The 19769-nt window shown below is 59.7% G+C and carries 23 protein-coding genes and 2 rRNA genes; 7 read left to right on the top strand and 18 right to left on the bottom strand.

Translation table 11 applies throughout. From position 1 onward, the window contains the following. Positions 1–54 precede the first annotated feature (54 nt). Complete coding sequence (rph, locus tag HQL98_11900; GenBank protein MBF0272752.1) at positions 55–789, top strand: ribonuclease PH; 735 nt, start codon at positions 55–57, stop codon at positions 787–789. Beyond that, positions 786–1946, top strand: coding sequence for a radical SAM family heme chaperone HemW (gene hemW, locus HQL98_11895; GenBank protein ID MBF0272751.1), 1161 nt, complete (start codon positions 786–788; stop codon positions 1944–1946). The genes rph and hemW overlap by 4 nt, the downstream gene beginning before the upstream one ends. On the opposite strand, the gene HQL98_11890 is transcribed toward hemW, so the two are convergent. From HQL98_11890 to hslV, 4 genes are all read right to left on the bottom strand, one after another. Further along, positions 1888–2322, bottom strand: a complete 435-nt coding sequence (locus HQL98_11890) for a hypothetical protein (GenBank protein ID MBF0272750.1) — start codon at positions 2320–2322, stop codon at positions 1888–1890. The two genes, hemW and HQL98_11890, sit on opposite strands and share 59 nt — an antisense overlap. A gap of 231 nt (positions 2323–2553) precedes the next feature. After that, positions 2554–3534 carry a diaminopimelate epimerase gene (dapF, locus tag HQL98_11885; GenBank protein MBF0272749.1) on the bottom strand — a complete coding sequence of 327 codons (981 nt, stop codon included), beginning with the start codon at positions 3532–3534 and terminating at the stop codon, positions 2554–2556. A gap of 16 nt (positions 3535–3550) precedes the next feature. Beyond that, the gene (gene hslU / locus HQL98_11880; GenBank protein ID MBF0272748.1) at positions 3551–4903 is read right to left on the bottom strand and encodes an ATP-dependent protease ATPase subunit HslU; all 1353 of its coding nucleotides are present in this window, start codon (positions 4901–4903) and stop codon (positions 3551–3553) included. After that, positions 4904–5431 carry an ATP-dependent protease subunit HslV gene (gene hslV / locus HQL98_11875; protein ID MBF0272747.1) on the bottom strand — a complete coding sequence of 176 codons (528 nt, stop codon included), beginning with the start codon at positions 5429–5431 and terminating at the stop codon, positions 4904–4906. A gap of 69 nt (positions 5432–5500) precedes the next feature. On the opposite strand from hslV, the gene HQL98_11870 reads away from it, so the two are divergent. Beyond that, complete coding sequence (locus HQL98_11870; protein MBF0272746.1) at positions 5501–6241, top strand: arginyltransferase; 741 nt, start codon at positions 5501–5503, stop codon at positions 6239–6241. 77 nt (positions 6242–6318) lie between these two features. Further along, on the top strand, positions 6319–7413 hold the full coding sequence (locus HQL98_11865) for an 8-amino-7-oxononanoate synthase (GenBank protein ID MBF0272745.1): 1095 nt from the start codon (positions 6319–6321) through the stop codon (positions 7411–7413). On the opposite strand, the gene HQL98_11860 is transcribed toward HQL98_11865, so the two are convergent. Beyond that, positions 7410–7979: a hypothetical protein gene (locus HQL98_11860; GenBank protein MBF0272744.1), complete on the bottom strand. Its 570-nt coding sequence runs from the start codon at positions 7977–7979 to the stop codon at positions 7410–7412. The genes HQL98_11865 and HQL98_11860 overlap by 4 nt on opposite strands. A 175-nt stretch (positions 7980–8154) precedes the next feature. Between HQL98_11860 and HQL98_11855 the strand changes: the two genes are divergently transcribed. From HQL98_11855 to HQL98_11845, 3 genes are all read left to right on the top strand, one after another. Then, positions 8155–8511: a phasin family protein gene (locus HQL98_11855; GenBank protein MBF0272743.1), complete on the top strand. Its 357-nt coding sequence runs from the start codon at positions 8155–8157 to the stop codon at positions 8509–8511. A gap of 230 nt (positions 8512–8741) precedes the next feature. Next, the gene (locus HQL98_11850) at positions 8742–9179 is read left to right on the top strand and encodes an Hsp20/alpha crystallin family protein (protein ID MBF0272742.1); all 438 of its coding nucleotides are present in this window, start codon (positions 8742–8744) and stop codon (positions 9177–9179) included. 167 nt (positions 9180–9346) lie between these two features. After that, on the top strand, positions 9347–11080 hold the full coding sequence (locus tag HQL98_11845; protein ID MBF0272741.1) for a hypothetical protein: 1734 nt from the start codon (positions 9347–9349) through the stop codon (positions 11078–11080). A gap of 130 nt (positions 11081–11210) precedes the next feature. On the opposite strand, the gene HQL98_11840 is transcribed toward HQL98_11845, so the two are convergent. The 13 genes from HQL98_11840 to HQL98_11780 all read right to left on the bottom strand — a co-directional run. Continuing rightward, complete coding sequence (locus tag HQL98_11840) at positions 11211–11579, bottom strand: hypothetical protein (protein ID MBF0272740.1); 369 nt, start codon at positions 11577–11579, stop codon at positions 11211–11213. Beyond that, positions 11579–12055 (bottom strand): hypothetical protein, encoded by a 477-nt coding sequence (locus HQL98_11835; GenBank protein ID MBF0272739.1) that lies wholly within the window; start codon positions 12053–12055, stop codon positions 11579–11581. The genes HQL98_11840 and HQL98_11835 overlap by 1 nt, the downstream gene beginning before the upstream one ends. Continuing rightward, positions 12052–12456: a hypothetical protein gene (locus HQL98_11830; protein ID MBF0272738.1), complete on the bottom strand. Its 405-nt coding sequence runs from the start codon at positions 12454–12456 to the stop codon at positions 12052–12054. The genes HQL98_11835 and HQL98_11830 overlap by 4 nt, the downstream gene beginning before the upstream one ends. 4 nt (positions 12457–12460) lie before the next feature. Continuing rightward, a complete protein-coding gene (locus tag HQL98_11825) occupies positions 12461–14623 on the bottom strand; it encodes a bifunctional (p)ppGpp synthetase/guanosine-3',5'-bis(diphosphate) 3'-pyrophosphohydrolase (protein MBF0272737.1) in 2163 nt (720 codons plus the stop codon). Positions 14624–14688: 65 nt separating this feature from the next. Beyond that, complete coding sequence (gene rpoZ / locus HQL98_11820; protein ID MBF0272736.1) at positions 14689–15216, bottom strand: DNA-directed RNA polymerase subunit omega; 528 nt, start codon at positions 15214–15216, stop codon at positions 14689–14691. A gap of 36 nt (positions 15217–15252) precedes the next feature. Beyond that, positions 15253–15888 carry a guanylate kinase gene (gene gmk, locus HQL98_11815; GenBank protein ID MBF0272735.1) on the bottom strand — a complete coding sequence of 212 codons (636 nt, stop codon included), beginning with the start codon at positions 15886–15888 and terminating at the stop codon, positions 15253–15255. After that, the gene (locus tag HQL98_11810) at positions 15888–16778 is read right to left on the bottom strand and encodes a YicC family protein (GenBank protein MBF0272734.1); all 891 of its coding nucleotides are present in this window, start codon (positions 16776–16778) and stop codon (positions 15888–15890) included. Before HQL98_11810 ends, gmk begins: the two co-directional genes overlap by 1 nt. 149 nt (positions 16779–16927) lie before the next feature. Continuing rightward, the gene (locus tag HQL98_11805; GenBank protein MBF0272733.1) at positions 16928–17188 is read right to left on the bottom strand and encodes a YfhL family 4Fe-4S dicluster ferredoxin; all 261 of its coding nucleotides are present in this window, start codon (positions 17186–17188) and stop codon (positions 16928–16930) included. A gap of 124 nt (positions 17189–17312) precedes the next feature. Beyond that, entirely contained in the window at positions 17313–18359 is a 1047-nt protein-coding gene (locus tag HQL98_11800) for an N-acetyl-gamma-glutamyl-phosphate reductase (protein MBF0272732.1), read from the bottom strand. A 102-nt stretch (positions 18360–18461) separates the two neighbouring features. Further along, positions 18462–18857, bottom strand: a complete 396-nt coding sequence (gene rpsI / locus HQL98_11795; GenBank protein MBF0272731.1) for a 30S ribosomal protein S9 — start codon at positions 18855–18857, stop codon at positions 18462–18464. 40 nt (positions 18858–18897) lie between these two features. Next, the gene (rplM, locus tag HQL98_11790) at positions 18898–19332 is read right to left on the bottom strand and encodes a 50S ribosomal protein L13 (protein MBF0272730.1); all 435 of its coding nucleotides are present in this window, start codon (positions 19330–19332) and stop codon (positions 18898–18900) included. A 98-nt stretch (positions 19333–19430) separates the two neighbouring features. Continuing rightward, positions 19431–19545: ribosomal RNA gene (rrf, locus tag HQL98_11785) — 5S ribosomal RNA — on the bottom strand. 93 nt (positions 19546–19638) lie between these two features. Beyond that, positions 19639–19769, bottom strand: a 23S ribosomal RNA gene (locus tag HQL98_11780); the annotation flags it as partial.

Here is a 19769-nt window from a genome sequence, read left to right as displayed (position 1 = left end):
CAGATACTCTTTTCTTTTCTCATCATCAACTTACCCCCTGGAAAGCACCTCCTCATGAGCCGACACGACGGACGCCAGCCCGATGAAATGCGGGCTGTCACAATCTCTCGCCCTTTCAACCATCGGGCCGAGGGATCCTGCCTGATCAGTTTTGGGCAAACACGGGTGATCTGCACCGCTTCGGTGGAAGAGCAGCAACCCCGCTGGATGAAAGGCCAGAATCGCGGCTGGGTCACCGCTGAATATGGCATGATTCCCCGGGCCACCCATGATCGCACCACCCGCGAGGCCAGTCAGGGTCGCCAGGGTGGACGCACCCTGGAGATTCAACGTCTGATCGGTCGGTCGTTGCGGGCCGTGACCGACCTGACCAAACTGGGCAAACGCACCGTCTGGGTGGATTGCGACGTGGTGCAGGCCGATGGCGGCACCCGCACCGCCTCCATCACCGGAGGCTTCATCGCCTTCATGGATGCCTGTCGCTGGCTGGAAAAACAGGGCATGATCAAATCCTTGCCCATCACCGACTTTGTGGCGGCGATCAGTTGCGGCATGGTGAAGGGTGAGCCACTGCTGGATCTCAACTACAAAGAAGATTTCGAGTGCGAAACCGACATGAATTTCGTGATGACCGGCAGCGGGAAATTCATCGAAATCCAGGGCACCGCCGAAACAGCCCCCTTCACCCTGAATGATTTCAATGCCATGGCCTCACTGGCGGGCAAGGGAATCAGCGATCTGATCGCCATGCAAAGAAAGACTTTTCTGGGTGAGATGACCGCATCGTGACAGGATTGCAGACCGATTGTGGACTGTCTTGTTACATCCACATTCCCTTTTGTGTGCGCAAGTGTCCGTATTGTGACTTTTATTCGGTGCCCGGCCTGCCGGTCTCCGAAACCGGCTATACAGCCCGCCTAGGGGAGGAACTGCACCACAGGCGCGGCTGGCTGGCCCACGACTCCAGGCCGTTGCGATCGATCTTTCTGGGTGGCGGCACCCCGTCGATGTTGCAGACGGGTTCGATTCAAGCCATTCTGGATGCCGTGCGCCAGTGCTGGCCCCTGGAACCCGATTGCGAAATCACCCTGGAAGCCAATCCCGAATCCTGCCTGTCCGACAAGCTCACCGGTTGGCGCGCAGCCGGCGTCAACCGGATCAGTCTGGGGGTGCAGGCCCTGTCGGACGAACGCCTCAAGCTCCTGGGACGCCCCCACGACCGGGCCATGGCCCTGACCGCTTTGGAGGGGCTGCACCAGGCCGGATTCCCCCGCATCAACGTGGACCTGATTCACGGCACTCCCGGGCACACCCTGTCGCAGTGGCAACAAGAGTTGGAGGAGGCGTGCCGGTGGGGAATCGGTCATCTTTCCTGTTATGCCCTGACGGTGGAACCCGACACCCCGTTTCACCGTTTGGCCCAACAGGGACAACTCCACCTGCCGGACGATGAACACGCCCTGGCCCTGTTCCAGTTCACCCGCCGGTTCCTGTCGGATCACGGCTATCTGCCCTATGAGATCAGCAATTTTGCCTTTCCAGGCCAGGAGTGTCGCCACAATCTGAATTACTGGGAGTTCGGGGATTATCTGGGGTTGGGCGCGGGGGCCCACGGCAAGTGGACCGACGCAACAGGACAAACCTGGCGCACGGAAAATCCGGCTGACGTGACGGGATATCACACCGGATCCTTTGCGCCGCCCTTTCCGGTAGACTCCGCTGAAGCCGGCCTGGAGTGTCTGATGATGGGCATGCGCCTGCAAAAGGGCATGAGCCGCGCTCGCTATCGACAGATCACCGGCAGCGATCCCGTGGCTCATTACGGCGACAAGATGGACACACTGCTGAAACACGATCTGGTGCAAGTCGATGCGGAATACCTCCGTCTCACCCCGGCGGGCACCCCTCTGCTGGATGCCATGCTGCTGCACTGGGCGGATTACTGAAACACCTCGGACCGCTCCTGCGCCAAAAAAAAATCCGACCAATCCAGAGGTCCAACGCCTCCACCGTGGCCCCGTTCACCCACTCCTGCACCCATTCCGGCAGCACGCCAAACCGGGCCTGCAACAACTGCGTCAGGGTTTCGGCCTTTCCGGCCTGTCTGCCTTCCTGTTTGCCCGCCTCTTTGCCCATTTGGATCCCTTCCAGCTTGCCGATGCCGTAAGTGGACTCCACCATGCTGGCCTGATCATGAAGATCATCCTGGTAGGATTCATAGGCCAAACGTTCCGATTCCGGCAGTTGCAACAGGTCCAGATGCAACTTGGCATCCCGCAAACCACGGGCCGTGAACTCGTCCCGAACCTCCGCGTTCTTCAAAAAACAGATCCACTCGTCCAGGGTATCCCGGGCGATGTTGTCAAAACGGTTGACCTTGATCAGATAATATTCCGGAAAAAGATCCGCGATGGAATCCCGGACCGAGAGGAGTGGAAGAAAGAAGCAAAAGAAAAGCGAAAAGATGGTTTTTGAAGAAAAGGATTGGTGGTGAAGTTATTTTTTTAAAAAAAAGGTCCTGGGGGATGAATCCCCCAGACCCCCTCTTTTTTTTCAATGGTTTTCCGTCGCGCAGGCCGCCTTGAACCGCTCATAGGCCCGGATCTCCTCATCCCGGTCCCGCACACGCCGCACATGCCGCAACGGATTGGCCGCATCGCTCATATCGAACCGGACCAGACCATCCCACTCGAACGTGGCATTGCCCGCCAGCAACCCGGAATGGCCTCCCGCCTCGCCACCCCACAACGCGGTGCAGATCACCTGCCCCCCGGCGTTGAACACCCGCACCGGACGCCCAAAGGCGAAGGTTCCATCCAGGCAGGCGGCGAAAGTCGAAGCGGTCATGGCCGTGCCACAGGAATGAGTCCACCCCACCCCCCGCTCATAGGTGGCCACAAACAGGGCATCCTCCCCCATCACCCGGCGCAGGCTCACATTGACCCCATCGGGAAACAACGGATGATCCCCATTGGCCAGACGCCCGACCCATATCAGATCCTCCCGGTCCACCTCCTCCACCACCGCGCTGATGTGGGGATTGGGCGCCGAAAGAGCCGTGAACCGCCAAGTAGACGACAACGCGGGCAAAATCTCTCCCACCACCTGTCTGCCGGGCCAGACCATGGGCAAGGTACCGGGATCCAGGGAAATCGGCCCGATTTCGGTTTCACAGGCCTCCACGCCGGGGAAAAAATCCTCCACCCGCCGCACCCGCAACACCCCCTGCATCACCGCGATCCCCACCTCGGAACGACCGGTCTTTTCCAGGGTGTAACGTCCCAGACAGCGAATGCCATTGCCACACATCCGGGCCTCGGAGCCGTCCGCGTTGAAAATCCGCATGCGGGCATCGGCTCCCGGCGCCGCCTGATGAAACAACACCCCGTCCGCCCCGATCCCGGAATCCCGACGACACATGGCCACCACCAATCCACTCCGCCCCGCATCATCCAGGGTCAAGGGGGTTTCCATCTCGTCGATCAGCAAAAAATCGTTGCCCGATCCGTGACATTTGATGAATGGCAATTCCATGATCACCCTCCGGATTTCACAAGATATAGCGGGAAAGATCCTCGTTTTCGGACAGATCCTTCAATTGCTTCTGCACAAACGCCGCATCGATCACCAGCCGCTCCCCATGACGATCCGGGGCGGTGAAGGAAATTTCGTCCAGCAGCTTCTCCATGACCGTGTGCAACCGACGGGCACCGATATTTTCGGTGGTCTCGTTGACCTTGGCGGCAATCTCCGCCAAAGCCCGCACCCCGTCTTCGGCGAACACCAACTCCACCTCCTCGGTGGCCAGCAAGGCGGCGTATTGACGGGTCAAGGCGTTCTCCGGTTCGGTGAGGATGCGCAAAAACTCCTCCACCCCCAGACTCTTCAACTCCACCCGGATGGGCAGACGCCCCTGCAACTCCGGCAGCAGATCCGAAGGCTTGGCCAACTGAAACGCCCCGGAGGCGATGAAGAGAATATGATCGGTCTTCACCATGCCATGTTTGGTGCTCACCGTGGTGCCTTCCACCAGGGGCAACAGATCACGCTGCACCCCTTCGCGGGAGACATCCGCCCCGCCCCGCATCTCTCCGTTGCGGGCGCACACCTTGTCCAACTCGTCCAGAAAGACGATCCCGGACTGCTCGACCCGCTCCAAGGCGCTGCGCTTGGCCTTGTCCTTGTCCACCAGCTTGCCCGCCTCCTCGTCCACCAACAGCTTGAAGGCTTCCTTGACCGTCAGCTTGCGCCGGGTGGAACGCATCCCCCCCAGCACGGATCCCAGCATCTCCTGAATGTTGATCCCCTCCATGCCCTGGGGGGTGAACACCTCCAGCGTGGGACCGTTGCGGGCTTCCCGCAGATCGATTTCGATCTCCCGTTCGTCCAGTTTGCCTTCGCGCAACATTTTGCGAAATTTCTGACGGGTGCCGGAGTCCCCGGGTCCGGGGGGAAGCAGATCCGTGGAGGCGTAAGCGGAGGGAGAAGGAGTGGGCAGCAAGACATCCAACACCCGATCCTCCGCCGCATCCTCGGCCTGCCGCCGCACCTCCTGCTTGGCCCGTTCCAGGGACATCTTGACCGCCATGTCGGTCAGATCCCGGATGATCGACTCCACATCCCGCCCCACATACCCCACCTCGGTGAACTTGGTGGCCTCCACCTTGAGGAAAGGGGCGTCGGAGAGTTTGGCCAGTCGCCGGGCGATTTCGGTCTTGCCCACCCCGGTGGGACCGATCATCAAAATATTCTTGGGATAGACCTCCTCCCGCATGGCCGGATCCAACCGCTGCCGTCGCCAGCGGTTGCGCAAGGCGATGGCCACAGCCCGTTTGGCGTCATCCTGACCGATGATGAAACGGTCCAGTTCGGATACAGTCTCCCGCGGCGTGAATTCGGACATTTACAACTCTTCAATTATCAGGTTTGAATTGGTATAAACACAGATCTCGGACGCGATCGCCATGGAACGCTCGGCAATCTCCCGGGCCGACAGATCGGTGTGACGCAACAACGCACGTGCGGCTGAAAGCGCATAAGGAGAGCCTGACCCGATGGCAAGAATTCCCTCTTCCGGCTCCAACACATCGCCGGTCCCGGAGATCAGCAGGCTGGCCGACGCATCGGCCACGGCCAGCATGGCCTCCAGACGACGCAACATGCGATCGGTGCGCCAATCCTTGGCCAACTCCACGGCTGCCCGGGTCAGGATGCCTCCGTGTTTGGCGAGCTTGGCCTCGAAACGCTCGAACAAGGTAAAAGCGTCCGCGGTGGAACCGGCGAATCCCGCCAGGGCATGCCCTTCTTTCAAAAAGCGGACCTTGCGGGCATTGGCCTTGATCACCATGGCCCCCAGGGTCACCTGTCCGTCTCCGGCCATGACCACGGAAGAGCCGCGTCGCACCGACAGTATGGTGGTTCCTTTGAACATGATTCTCCTTCCTCTGAAAAAAAGAAAACATGGTGCGATCTTTCCGGACGGATTGCAAGGTGGCGAGGCATGACCGGAGCCTCTCCCATGGCCGATGATCGCCAGACCCTGGAACTGCTGTTGAGTCCGCCCCATCCTTGCGGTTATCTGCCGGATCCCGTGGCCCATACCCTACATGTCAGTCCGGGCTTTCCCATGGACATCGGACGGTTCGAGTATCTGCTGTCCACCGGATTCCGACGCAGCGGCAATCTGGTCTACCGCCCCTGGTGCGCGGGATGCGCCGCCTGCGTGCCGGTACGGGTACGGGTGGCCCCATTCCAGACCAGTCGCGCCATGCGCCGGGTGATCCGCCGCAACCGGGATCTGACCATCCAGTCCGGCGGCCCCACCTTTTCGGCGGAACACTTCGATTTGTACCGACGTTATCTGAACAGCCGTCACGGAGACGGTCCCATGGCCGAACCCCAGTTCGAGGAGTTCATGGATTTTTTCCACTCCGACTGGTGCGCGGTACGGTTCGTCGATTTTCGACTCAAAGGACGACTGCTGCAAACCGCGGTGGTGGATCTGCTCAACAACAGTCTGTCGGCGGTCTACACCTTTTACGATCCGGACGAAGGAGCCCGCAGTCTCGGGACCATGGCCATCTTGTGGGAAATCGAACTGGCCCGACAGATGGAACTGGAATGGGTCTATCTGGGTTACTGGATCGCCGACTGCCCCAAAATGCGCTACAAATCCCGTTTCCAGCCCCTGGAAGCCTACATCAACCGCCGCTGGATCCCCTTGCCCGAGGAGCCGGAGTGACCATCACGCCCCACGACGCCTATCGGGCCTTCACCCGGCACGCGGCACTCGCCGGCCAGACCCGTACCCTGATTCCCATGCTGCCGGTCCCGGAGGGCCGCATTCTCAAGCAGGGACGCGCCCTGATCAATTTTTCGTCCAACAACTATCTGGGGTTGGCCAATCATCCGGCCCTGATCGCCCGCTCCCGGGAGTGGACCGCCCAATGGGGATGCGGTGCCACCGCCTCGCGACTGGTATGCGGCAATCTGGAGCCTTTTGAACGGGTCGAAGCCAAACTGGCCGCCGGCAAAGGCAGCGGGGCCGCCCTGGTATTCAACGCCGGCTTTCAGGCCAACGCCACCGTGCTGCCGGCGCTGCTGGATGCCCGGGTGCTGGGTGGCGCGCCGGAGGTCTATTGCGACCGACTCAATCATGCCAGTCTGCATCACGGTTGCCACGCCGCCGGGGTACATCAGATCCGCTACCGCCACAACGACTTGAACCATCTGGAATCTCTGCTCAAGTCCCGCGCCCATCGTCCCGGCATTCGATTCATCGTCACCGAAAGCCTCTTCAGCATGGATGGAGACCCGGCGGACCTGGACGGACTGATCCAGTTGAAAGAACGCTTCGGAGCCTTTTTGTATCTGGACGAAGCCCACGCCACCGGGGTCTTCGGTCCCGACGGATTCGGACTGGCCGCCACCCGTCCCGGAGCCGTGGATCTGATCCTGGGCACCTTCAGCAAGGGATTGGGGGGATTCGGCGCCTACGTGGCCTGCGCGGCGGAGATCCGGGACTTTTTGATTCACCACTGCGCCGGATTGATCTACTCCACCGCCTTGCCCCCGGGTGTACTCGGGGCCATGGACGCCGCATTGGAACTGCTGCCCACGCTCCAAGCCTCCCGTCAACGTCTGCTGGACAACGCCCACACCCTGCGCCAGCGGCTCAACGATCTGGGGCTGAACACCGGCGCGTCGCGCAGCCAGATCATTCCGGTGATTCTGGGTGACAGCGCCACCGCCCTTCAGACCAGCCGACGACTGGAAGACGAACACGCCATCCTGGCCATGGCCATCCGGCCCCCCACGGTTCCGGCGGGAACCGCCCGGCTGCGTCTGTCGTTGAGCGCCGCGCACCGACTGGAGGATCTGGAACGGCTGATCCAGGCCCTGGAACCGCTTTAGCGCCGGACGCCCATCTTGTGACGGGCACGCAAATGAGATTGAATCGCCGTGAGGGTCTCCTCCGGCGAGTGATCCAGGGTGCCGCACTCCAAAAACAGCACGTGTTTGCCCCGCAAGCGACAGGTCAGGTGCAACAGTCCGGACCAGATGGTTTCCACGCCGGCGGGTTCATAGTCGGCATGCAGCTTCAGCACCACCCCGGGCAACAGATAACGCAGGATCCCCGGAGGACGCTGGGCATCCACGATAAATGACCAACGGATTGGCGCATTGACCAACCGCATATCGGTGATGCCACCAAAATTGATCCGTAACAATGGTTTGCATCCCGGCGTCAACAGCCTCCGCACCGCCGCCAGCACCAGAACCGTCCCGATGGCCAGCAACAGGGGACGCAACAGCACCGCACCAAACCCATCCTCGGAAAAAAATGTTCCCCAGCCCATCAGGTCGCCGACCGCCACGCCCAGCATGATTCCGCCCACCATCAGCACCATGCCGACCCGGTTGTCATTGGAGAGCAACTCCAGATTCACCGGTATTTCTTCATGCCCACCACCCTTCATGCGCCAGCTCCACGGGTCGTTCCACCAGAGGACAAAATTTTTGATGACTCACGAAAAATACTTGACGCCAGGAGCCATTCCATTTAATCTTTCATCCATGTTGCATCGCAACATAAACGAAAAATCCAACATGCACTGCCACCGTACCCAACTCCATCCAAACGAGGCCACGGACATGAATAGCGATAAAATCACCAAAAAAATGACCGACATGACCCGGTTGATGCTCGATTCGATCACCGAGTTGCAAAAAATCAACGACAACACGGTGCGTGAATTGGCCAAGCATCAACTGGATGCCATCGAAGAATTCAACACCTCCGGAGCCCGTCAACTCGACCAACTGGCCGGTGCCAAATCCCCCAAAGATCTGCTGGCCGCCCAGACCGAAATCGCCTCCGAAATGGCCAAGGATATGCGCACCAACACCATGCGCGCCATGGAAATTCTCACCCACGGCCAGAAAGAGCTGAAATCCTTTCTTGAGAAGAACGTACAGCAATTCATCGAGAAAACCAAGACCAAACCCTGATGGTGCCCCCGCTTTATTTTTGCGTTTCGTTCTGACCCGCCACATGGCCCGACCTCGCGCTCGGGCTGTGTGGAATCATTTCCCGTCCAAGCCATCCGCCTGCTTTTAAAAAAATTCACGTCTCCTCCTTGCATCCGTTCTGTCTGCCACTTACCTGATGATCACAATGGCACCACTGGTCATCCGATCAGAACAGAAACCATCAATGCAACCCTCATGGAGGACAAAAAATGGCCGCTTTAATCCACTACGATCCCTTCCGTCCTTTCCGTTCGCTCCAAAGCGACATCAATCGTCTGTTCGAGCGGGATCTGGATGAATCCAGCGGCATGATGACCCAATGGCCGCTGCGGGTGGACATCCGGGAAGACGAACAGCACATTCTGATCAAGGCGGACGTGCCCGGCATGGAACAAAAAGACATCAGCGTCAACGTGGACAATGGCCGTCTGACCATCTCGGGAGAACGGAAATTTGAAGATGAAAAGCATCAAGACAACTACCATCGGGTCGAACGGGCCTATGGTCGCTTCAGCCGGTCGTTCCAGTTGCCCAACACCACGGATGTCAATGGCATCCAGGCCGCCTACAAAAACGGCGTGCTGGAAGTGATGCTGCCCAAGCGGGAAGAAGCCAAGCCCCGGGCGATTCAGGTCAAGGTCTCGTGATCGGCTGCCATTGTCGCCGCAACACCCACAGGGTCCGGGAAAAACAATCCCGAACCCTGTGGATTTCCCTCGATTCGTGGCGCGTCGGAAATGGACACCGGCCTTGAAAGTCTCTATAATCATGGCAAAGATGCTTTTCTCTTCAGCCATGATCCAACCAAGATCCAGTGAACCCAACCCAAAAAACGCCCAAGACCCGCATCAATCCCTGGACGCTGCCTGCTTCCATCCGGGAACCGGCGGTGATGCCCACCCGCTCCGGGGACATGGTCAGCCAACCCACGCGCCTCCGGCGGATGGAGGCCGAATCCCTGCCCTATCCCTGGAACAACTGGAATCAGGAGCCGAGCCGATCCCAACCCGATCCGGTTGATCCTCCACCTCCTCCCCAACAACAACCTGCGGTCAAAGCCTCCCGTCCCGCAGTGGCGGCACCGCTGCTCACGGCGAAAACGACCGCTCCCGCTTCGACAAGCCAGCCCCCCTCCTGGCCGGTTGATCCTGTGCCGGTTTTCGAGATTCTGACGCCACCGGTGGCCTCTCCCGCATTCGTTCCCGCGCCCTTGCCCCCGGAACCGGAAAACCTGCCTCTCGAAATGGATCTCCCCGCCCTGCTCGCCCTGCCGGTGACTGGTCCGGAATCCCTGCCACCGCCACCGTTTCCCGTGATCATGCCGGACATTCTGCTGCCCGCTCCCGAGCCGGAGACAGCAACCGGGCCGGTACCCACACCCGATCTGACTCCCACACCCGAGCCGACTCCCACACCCGTACCCGCACCACTGCCCGAGCCGACTCCCGAATCCAAACCCGCGCCACTGCCCGAGCCGACTCCCGAATCCAAACCCGCGCCACCCCCCGAGCCGACTCCCGAATCCAAACCCGCGCCAGCACCGATCCCCAAGCCGGAGATCAGCCCCTTTCCCGTGTCCAGGCTGGAGTTGCCAACACAAACGGAACCAAAGGAGCGCGTCTCCACAACCCGGAAGTCCCGGGAACTTTCAGGCTGGTGGAAAGGTGGCGTGGCCCTGCTGCTTTTTTCTGGTATGGCCCAGGCCATGTGGGGCGATGGACTGAAAACGTGGTTTCAGATGTCCCGTCCCGCCGCACCACAGCACAAGCCAACCCTGGTCGCCAACCAGGAGATGCCGTCCACGGTTGCCCCCTCAGCCATCATTGAGCCGACCACCTCGTCTGTAGCGACCACCACATCTTCCATCGAGCCGACCACTTCGTCTGTGGCGACCACAACCTCTTCCATCGAACCAACGCCCCCTGCGGTGGTGGAGCCTCCCCAGGCGGTTGCTCCGCAGCCGGTTGAACCCCAAACGGCCCGAGTGACCACCCAATCCCCGCTTCCGGAGCCCCTCTCCCCGGCTCCGCCGGCCATCCAACCGGACCAGGCTGACCACCGGACAGAAAAAACAGTCCAACCGCAAGAAAAACCGGCACGGTTGGAAGAACCGAAAGCGACCCCATTCAAAAGATCCAGCGAGAAAAAAACGGTTGTCCGCAGCGAAAAAAAATCCCCGCCAAGCCGCCAAGCCACGGTGAAAATCCACCCCAAAAAGGTGCTCTCCCAACAACCGGTTGCAGCCAGTGTGATCACAAACAAACCGGCTCTGGTTCCAGCCTCAACCGTGGCGCAGCAGGAAGAGCCGGTCCATTTTGTAGTGGCGTATGGGTGTTTTTCCAGCCTGAAGGAGGTGGAAGGACGACAGGAGCGGATCAAGGCCAGAGGTTGGCCGGCCACGTTGAGTCATTACGCAATCGGGCAGACGGTGATGAATTGTCTGTACGGGGGACCGTTCCGTTCGGCCCGTGAGGCGGATCGGGCAACGGAGTTGTTCGAGGAAAAAGGCTGCCTGCAACTGCCCAAAATCCCTCTGAAAACCCCGTAACCAGACCACTCATTGAAAAAAGATTAGATTTGAAGGATTCATTCTTCAGGATTTTGATTCTAAATTAATAGTTTTATTTTTTTAAAGTCAAAGTCCTGGGAGATGAATCTCCCAGACCCTCTCTTTGTTTTCAATAGTTTCTACGCACCGGACGTTCGCCGACGCAGCGGTCCAGATGGCCCATGATCAATGCCATGTTTTTCTGTGATCCCTCCACCACGGACCCATCCCCCCCCGCCTGCACCCGAATCGACTCCACCGCTCCGACCAACTCCGCCTTGCCGGCACATCCGAACAACAACAAATCCACCTGACGCCCATCGGCCACCAATCTCCGGAACAGACACTCCGAGATCAGCTTGTAATCCCGACCAGGAACCACCACCTGTTGCGGCACCGGTCCCGCTTCCCCCGCAGAAGAGATGCCCTCCACTCCCGAAGCCGCACACCCGGCCAGCAGCAACGCCACCAAACATCCCAACAATCGGATTCTGCCCATCACTTCTCGATCCCTGGTTGATATCCCGGACTCGACAGATAACCGCCGGAGGAGGATGACCCTTCCACCGGCCTGGATCCGGAGGCCCCCACGCCGCCCGAACCACGGGGGGCGCCGGCAGGCACCTCGGGACTCTCCTCCACGCTCCCTTGATTGGGATGAGCCACACACACCGTGCGGGTTACGGCTGCCTGCTGCTCACAGGAGACCCGATCCGGATAAATACAGTGGGTGCGCCAACTTTCCACCAGACAAAACGGAGCGCCACCAATCGGTTTGACCATCTCCGCCACATTCAGCTCGCATCCCCCCTGCCGACCCGCCGCACGCCGACAGGACTCCACATCCGGGTAGGAACAACGCCGACCCGCAAAATCCGTCACACAAAACAGTCCGGCCCACCCCTCACCGACCCACAACAGACACCCCAACACCCCGACCCACCCGATCACCCCCAACCGGGCACCGGGATTCATGAGCCCCCACCCTCCGGCCGATAGACCACAGCCTCCATTTCCACCCGCGCCCCCCGAGGCAACGCCGCCACTCCCACCGTGGCCCGTGCCGGAAACGGCACCTGGAAATAACGGGCATACACCCCATTCACTGCCGCGAAATCATTCAAGTCCACCAGATAAAGGGTGGTTTTGACCACATCCCCAAAGCCCGCTCCCGCCGCGGCCAGGATGGCCCCCACACTTTCCATCACCCGTTCCATCTGACACACCACATCCCCCGCCACCATTTGCCCGGTAGCCGGATCCAACGGAATCTGTCCGGAAAGATACAACCACTCCCCCACGCGCACCGCCTGACTGTAAGGCCCGATCGCTTCCGGCGCCCCACCACACGCCACCACCTGACGCACACTGCCCATGGCATTATCCTCCACGGATCCGATCCACGTTGAAAACCTCTTTCAAGGCCCGCAAATGGTTCATGGCCTGATCCAACTCCTCCACGCCAGAAACCTCCACCAGCATGATCAGCACACACGGATCCCGATCCCGGTCCCACACATGCACACTGGCCACTCCACCCTTGGCGGCGGTCACCGCCTGAGTGACCAGGGTAATGATTTCACGCCGGTTGCGGGCCATGACCCGCAACCGGGTGCGATACCGCGCATCCTTTTCGGCGGGCCAGACCAGATCATCCATCCAACGCTCCGGCTGGGCCACCAAAGGGGCCAGATTGGGACACCCCACCCCGTGAATCACGATCCCGCGACCCGTGGTGATGATCCCGACAATGGGATCCCCAGGCACCGGACCACAACACCGAGCGGCCCGCACTTCAGTACGGGCGGGCAACGCCTTGAGGCGTACCTCCTCGGGAGGACGCTCCACGGACGGAACCGCGCCATCCTTCTCCCGCTCCAAAGCCGCCGGCGGAAACAACGCCAACGCCACCTGCATCGACGACAACCGGGAACGGGCGATCCGGGCCATCAATTCGGATTCGTCCGTCAGTTGAAACACCTCCATGGCCTTGCGGATCAATTTTTCGCTCAGACCCGCGCCACGCCCCACCTTGCGCACTTCCCGCTCCAGCATCGCCCGACCCAGCGCCACATCCCGTTCCCGCTCCTGCACCTTGAGCCAACGGTTGATGCGATATTTAGCCCGGGAGGTCACCACAAACCGCAACCACGCCCCATTGGGCCGCTGGGTCTTGGCGGTGAGAATCACCACCTGATCGCCGGTGTGCAACATGGTATGCAAGGGCACCATGCGACCATTCACCTTGGCCCCCTGACAGTGATCCCCCACCTCCGAATGCACCGCATAGGCGAAATCCACCGGCGTCGCCCCAACCGGCAACGTGATCACATCCCCGGCAGGAGTGAACAGATAAATCTCGTTGGGAAACAGATCGATCTTGACGTTTTCGACAAACTTGCCAACGTCGTCTTCCTTCTTGTGGTTTTCCAGCATGCGCTGCAACCACTCGTAACCCGTGGTGCCGGCGTGCTTGCGCTCCACCAACCCACCCCGCTCCTTGTAGGTCCAGTGGGCGGCGACACCGCTTTCGGCCACCTGATGCATCTTTTCGTTGCGAATCTGCACCTCGATCCGCTCCCCGAAGGGACCGATCACCACCGTATGCAACGATTGATAACCGTTGCTCTTCGGCAAGGCGATGTAATCCTTGAACCGTCCGGGAACCGGCGGGAATTCGCCGTGAATCATGCCCAACACCCGGTAACAATCGGGCTTCTTCTTGACGATGATCCGATAGCCGATGATGTCGTACATCTCGTCCAGGGTGATGTTCTTTTGCAAAAGCTTGTGGTGGATCGACCACAGATGCTTTTCCCGCCCCAACACTTGACCGGTGATGCCATGCTTGCGCAAATGTTTTTTCAGCAGTCCCACCACCTGTTGCACCAGGTCGGCCCCGCCCTTGCGACGTTTCAGTACCTCTTTTTTCAACGACTCGTAGGCATCGAAATCCAGCAGACGAAAGGCCAGATCCTCCAGTTCGTTCTTGATCCAGTAGATGCCCAACCGATGAGCGATGGGGGCCTGGATTTCAACGATGTCTTGTATGGCCTGACGGGGAACCGGCAAAGGGGCGGGAGCGCGTGCGGCCAGATGCCGCATGCGCCACACACAAATGGCCAAACGCACCAGGATGACCCGGATGTCCTTGGCCATGGACAAGATCATCTTGCGGAACTCTTCGGCCTGGGAGGTATTCTTGGGCCGGGAGGGCAACAAGGAGATGCGGGAGACCCGCTCCACCAGAAACGCCACATCCTCGCCGAAATCATCGCGGACCTGTTGCAGCCCCATCCACCCGGCGGACACGGCGTCCACCAACAACCCGGCGGCAATCGAAGCCACATCCAAACGCAAATCCACCAGAATTCCGGCCACGGCCAGCGGCTCGAAGGGGGTATCCAGTTCTCCGACCCGGCAGGCGTACTGCTCTTTATCCGATACGCTCTCCAAAAATAGCCGCAAACGCTCCAGCAGCGCCTGATCAGCGCCCGGATGATACCCCAAAATCCGGTCCACCAACACCGCCCACTGTTCCACGTTCACCTTTTCCCCCACTTTCTCGCCAACACACGCAAGGGGTCAAGCGGCAGGATTCGATCCGATCAGCCGTCATCCTCGTCGATCATCAGACCATCCACCGATCCCAACCCGGAATACCGCTCCTCATCCACACCGGGAATGCGCATATCCTCGGCCATCAAGGCCCGCGCATCCGAATCCGGATCCAGATCATCCTCATCGTCTCCCAACACATCCATGGCCGTGGCCAACAGATCCAGATCCTCGTCGCCGTCTTCTCCCAGATCTTCCTCTTCCTCGTCGCCGTCGCCGGAATCGTCGTCATCCCCAACCAGGGAACGGGCCATGGCCAACGTCTCTTCCGGAACCAACAGCAACTCCTCCTCCGGCTCCTGAACCAGCAATTTTTCCTCTTCGGCCATCAATTTTTCCAGGTCGAGGACTCCCGCCGCGATCTCACGCAACGCCAGAACCGTGTTCTTGTCATTCTCCCTGGGAAGCACCGACTCCCCACCGGCCGTCAATTGACGCGCACGCTTCGCCGCCATGATCACCAGATCAAACCGGTTGCCAACGTGATTCAGACAATCCTCCACCGTTACCCGAGCCATGCTCTCAACCCTCCACCCACTCGATTGAACATCCGATCACAAACCAAATGTTTCCAAAATGCCACGCAGAGGCCGTCCCACCCGCGAACGCCGCAACCGCTCCGCCTTCACGATGGCCGCCAACTCCTCTCCGGCGCGCTCCAGATCATCGTTGTTGACGATGTAATCATACTCATCCCAATGAGACATCTCGGCGGCAGCCGCAGCCATACGCCGTTCGATCACCTCCTGGGCATCCTGTCCCCGCGACTGCAAACGGCTGCGCAGATGATCCCGGGATGGCGGCATGATGAAGACACTCACCACGTCATCCCCCCCCATGTTGTCCCGCACCTGCCGGGCGCCCTGCCAGTCGATGTCCAACATCACCACCAGACCGCGATGCAACGCATCCTCGACAAATCCCCGGGAGGTGCCGTAGTGGTTGCCGAAAACATGCGCCCACTCCAGAAATTCACCGGCTGCGATCCGTTCCTTGAAGGTGGCCTCATCCACGAAGAAATAGGCCTTGCCCTCTTGTTCTCCCGGACGGGGGCTCCGGGTGGTGGTGGAAACCGAAGTCAGCATTCCCTGACCACGTTCCATCAGCACCCGCGCCAAGGTGCTTTTGCCCGCGCCCGAAGGGGCGGAAAGAATCAAAACGAATCCCTTGCCCGCATCCATGTGTTCCATCATTCCAGATTCCGCGCCTGTTCCCGTAATTGTTCCACAATCACCTTGAGTTCCACCCCCAGCCGGGACAACTCCCGATCCTGGGCCTTGGAGCACAAGGTATTCGCTTCGCGGTTCAACTCCTGACACAAGAAATCCAAACGCAATCCCACCGGCTCGACGCCCTCCAGCAGCGCTCCCATCTCACGGATATGCACCCCCAGACGGTCCGCCTCTTCGGCGATGTCGATCCGGTTGAACAAATAAGCCAGCTCCCGTGCCAATCCTTCGTCCATCCCGGACCCGGCACCCATGAACCCGACCACCCGCTCCCGCAACCGCGTCTCCAAGGCATGACGCACACGGGGAATGGCGGATACCACCTCAGCCACCCGCGCCGCCAAATCCTCCAAGAGATGTTGCATCACCACCACCAGGGCTTGTCCCTCTTCGGCGCGTGCCCGGTCCAAGGTGTCACAGGTCTGCTCCAGCAAGGCCAACACCGCCTCGTGACCCGCCTCGGTTTCCAGAATCTCCCCGCCCCGGCGCTCCCGCACCATGCCCGGCCAGCCCAACAGACGATCCATGCCCATCGGCGCCCGTCCGGCCCCATCGGGATGAACGCGCACCCGCTGCTCCAGATCCATCACCGCCGCCAACAGGGCCTCGTCCACTTCCAGCTTCCGGGAAACAGGACCATCCGTATGCGTGGCAAGCACGCACTCCAGATGCCCCCGGACAAACCGTTCCTTGATCCGCCGGGCCGCCAGCAATTCCAGCGCGTCGCACCCTTCCGGCAGACGCATGGCCACATCCAAAAAACGATGATTCACCGACTTGATGCGCCAGACCAAACGCATCTCACCCAGCCAAGCCTCGCCACTGGCGAATCCGGTCATGCTGCGGGGCATGTCACCCCTCCCGACGGCTGTATGGTTGACCCATTCCATCGTTCCTCATGAAAAAAGGGGCGCACTTGAGTCCAGATACGCCCCTTCTCCCTCCCGCGACACTTGCCATCACCGCTCTTGGCGGCTTGGCAAACATCAACAACGCCCCATCAACTGTTGTGAATGGCGTCGTATTTGGCTTGCAGGGCATCCTTGGACTCTTCGTGATCCGGATCCGGCTCGATGCACTCCACCGGACAAACTTCGACGCACTGGGGTTCGTCAAAAGCGCCCACACACTCGGTGCACAGATCGGGATGGATGAAATAGATGTCGCGATCCACATCCGACCCATCGGAAATCGCTTCGTTGGGACACTCGGGCAAACACACGTCGCAGTTCGTGCAATCCTCACTGATGATCAATGCCATTTGAAAACTCCTTCTGAATGGTTCCTATACCCAGACTACACCGGAAATCCACCGGAAAGTAAAGCTTGTTAGCAGACTTTTTCCCGCATGGCAAGCAAAACCGCTCCGGTACCCCCATCGGCGGTCACGGAAAGAGCGGCAATTGCTCCAGACCCGCCGATTCGTCCACCCCCATCAGGAGGTTCATATTCTGCACAGCCTGGCCAGAGGCTCCCTTGACCAGATTGTCAATCACCGACATCACCATCAACCAGCCGGTACGCTCATCCAAGGCCACGGCCAGGACCGCATGGTTGGAACCCCGCACCTGAAGGGTGGAGGGAAACTGCCCCACCGGCAGCACCCGAACAAACGGTTCTTCTTCATAGTGGGAGGCCAACAGATCCCGCCACTCTTTTTCCATCAAGGGAAGCCGGGGCCGCACGTAACAGGTGGACAGAATGCCTCTGCTTTGGGGGATCAGATGGGGCGCGAAACGCACCTGCACCGGCACCCCCGCCAGACGGCTCAACTCCTGTTCGATCTCCGGGGTATGACGATGGCCGACGCTCTTGTAGGCGCGGAACCCCTCCGCCACTTCGGCATACAGAGACCCCTGAACCGCAGACCGCCCGGCGCCGCTGACGCCGGATTTGCTGTCGATCACCAGCGAGGAGAGCTCCACCGCGTTTTCTTTCAACAAGGGCGCCAGCGCCAACAGGATCGAGGTGGGGTAACAGCCGGGATTGGCGATGAGCTGGGCCTGACGGATCGCATCGCGCATGCCCAGTTCGGGCAGGCCATAGACCGCCTCGTCCAACAGATCCGCGGCCCGATGTTCTTCGCCGTACCACTGCCGGAACTGATCCGCATCGTGCAGTCGGAAATCGGCGGAGAGATCCACCACCCGCATGCCCCGATCCAACAGCTCCGGGACCGCATCCATGGAGGTCAGATGCGGCAAGGCACAAAAAGCCACATCACACTCCGCCGATGCGGTGAAGTCGGTCAGCGGACGGCAGATCAACTCCGGCAAGGCGCCCAAATGGGGGAAGACCTCGGACAGGGGGCGTCCGGCATGACGCTCCGAGGTGACAAAAGCGATGCGCGCCTCAGGATGACGCGCCAACAGTCGGACCAGCTCCCCTCCGGTATAACCACTGGCCCCGAAGATGCCCACATCAAACGTCATGGCCGACTCCAGGCAACTTTCCAATAAAAAATCGCCCAATAAAAAAGGGAGGCGTCGAATACGCCTCCCCACCCTATTTCCATATTCCAGACCGGCAAGCGATCAACGTTTCGAGTATTGTGTGCTCTTGCGCGCCTTATGGTGTCCATATTTTTTGCGCTCCACGGAACGGGAGTCGCGAGTCAGGAAACCACCCTTTTTCAAGACGGCACGAAAGGCCGGATCGTAGGCGACCAGGGCACGGGCGACGCCGTGTTTGATGGCGCCCGCCTGACCGGAAACACCGCCTCCGCAGATGTTGACCGTGACATCGAAACGGTCATCGGTCTGGGTCACCACAAAAGGCTGACGGGCCATGATACGCAGCCCGGCGCGATCAAAATACTGATTGATTTCGCTTTTGTTGATGATGAATTTGCCGGCACCCGGCTGAATCCAAACCCGTGCGATGGCTTCCTTGCGTCTTCCCGTGGCATACGTGGCATTGGTCAATGACATGTTTGTGATCCATTTTCCCGTTAAACAGTCAAGCGAGCCATCAACCCATCGTGACTTCAAGGGGCTTTTGACCCGCGTGCGGATGATTGGCTCCGGAATAGATTTTAAGTTTGCGTCCGAGCTGGCGTCCCAGGGCATTCTTGGGCAGCATGCCGACGATGGCGGCTTGCAGCACACGCTGCGGATATTTGCCACCCAGAACCGTGGCGGCAGTGGTGGTTTTCAGTCCACCAGGATAACCGCTGTGACGGTAGTAACGTTTGTCTTCCATCTTGGAGCCGGTCAAACGGACCTTTTCGGCATTGATGATCACGACAACATCACCAACATCCATGTGGGGAGCGAAGATCGGTTTGTGCTTGCCCCGCAGACGATGGGCCGCCAGACTGGCCACACGACCCAGGACCATGTCCTTGGCGTCGATGAGGATCCAATCATTGATGATGTCTTTGGATGAGGGGGTAAAGGTTTTCATGAGCGTCGGATTCCCTCGGTGTGAACCGGTTTCCGGTCGTGGCATCACAGCGGTATTGACCGCGTGACGCCTACGACCGTGAACCATCATAAAAAACTTCCTGGCAGTGTCCTACTTTCCCGCGTCTTGAGACGAAGTATCATCGGCGCAAAGGAGCTTAACTGCCGAGTTCGGAATGGGATCGGGTGTTTCCTCCTCGCCATCGCCACCAGGAAGATTCGTGAATGTGAATCTATGGATGGAACGAGCGAACCATGACAACTGAAGGGAACGGGCATGTAGGTTCGTGGAGCATGTCGATGTGAAGGAATAAAGCCAATGGACCGATTAGTACTGGTAAGCTACGCGCGTTACCGCGCTTGCACACCCAGCCTATCAACGTGGTGGTCTTCCACGGGTCTCGTAGGGAGAACTTATCTTGAGGCGGGTTTCCCGCT

This window comes from Magnetococcales bacterium (genome assembly GCA_015231755.1).
Classification (GTDB): domain Bacteria; phylum Pseudomonadota; class Magnetococcia; order Magnetococcales; family Magnetaquicoccaceae; genus Magnetaquiglobus.
This window is presented reverse-complemented; position numbering and strand designations above follow the sequence as displayed.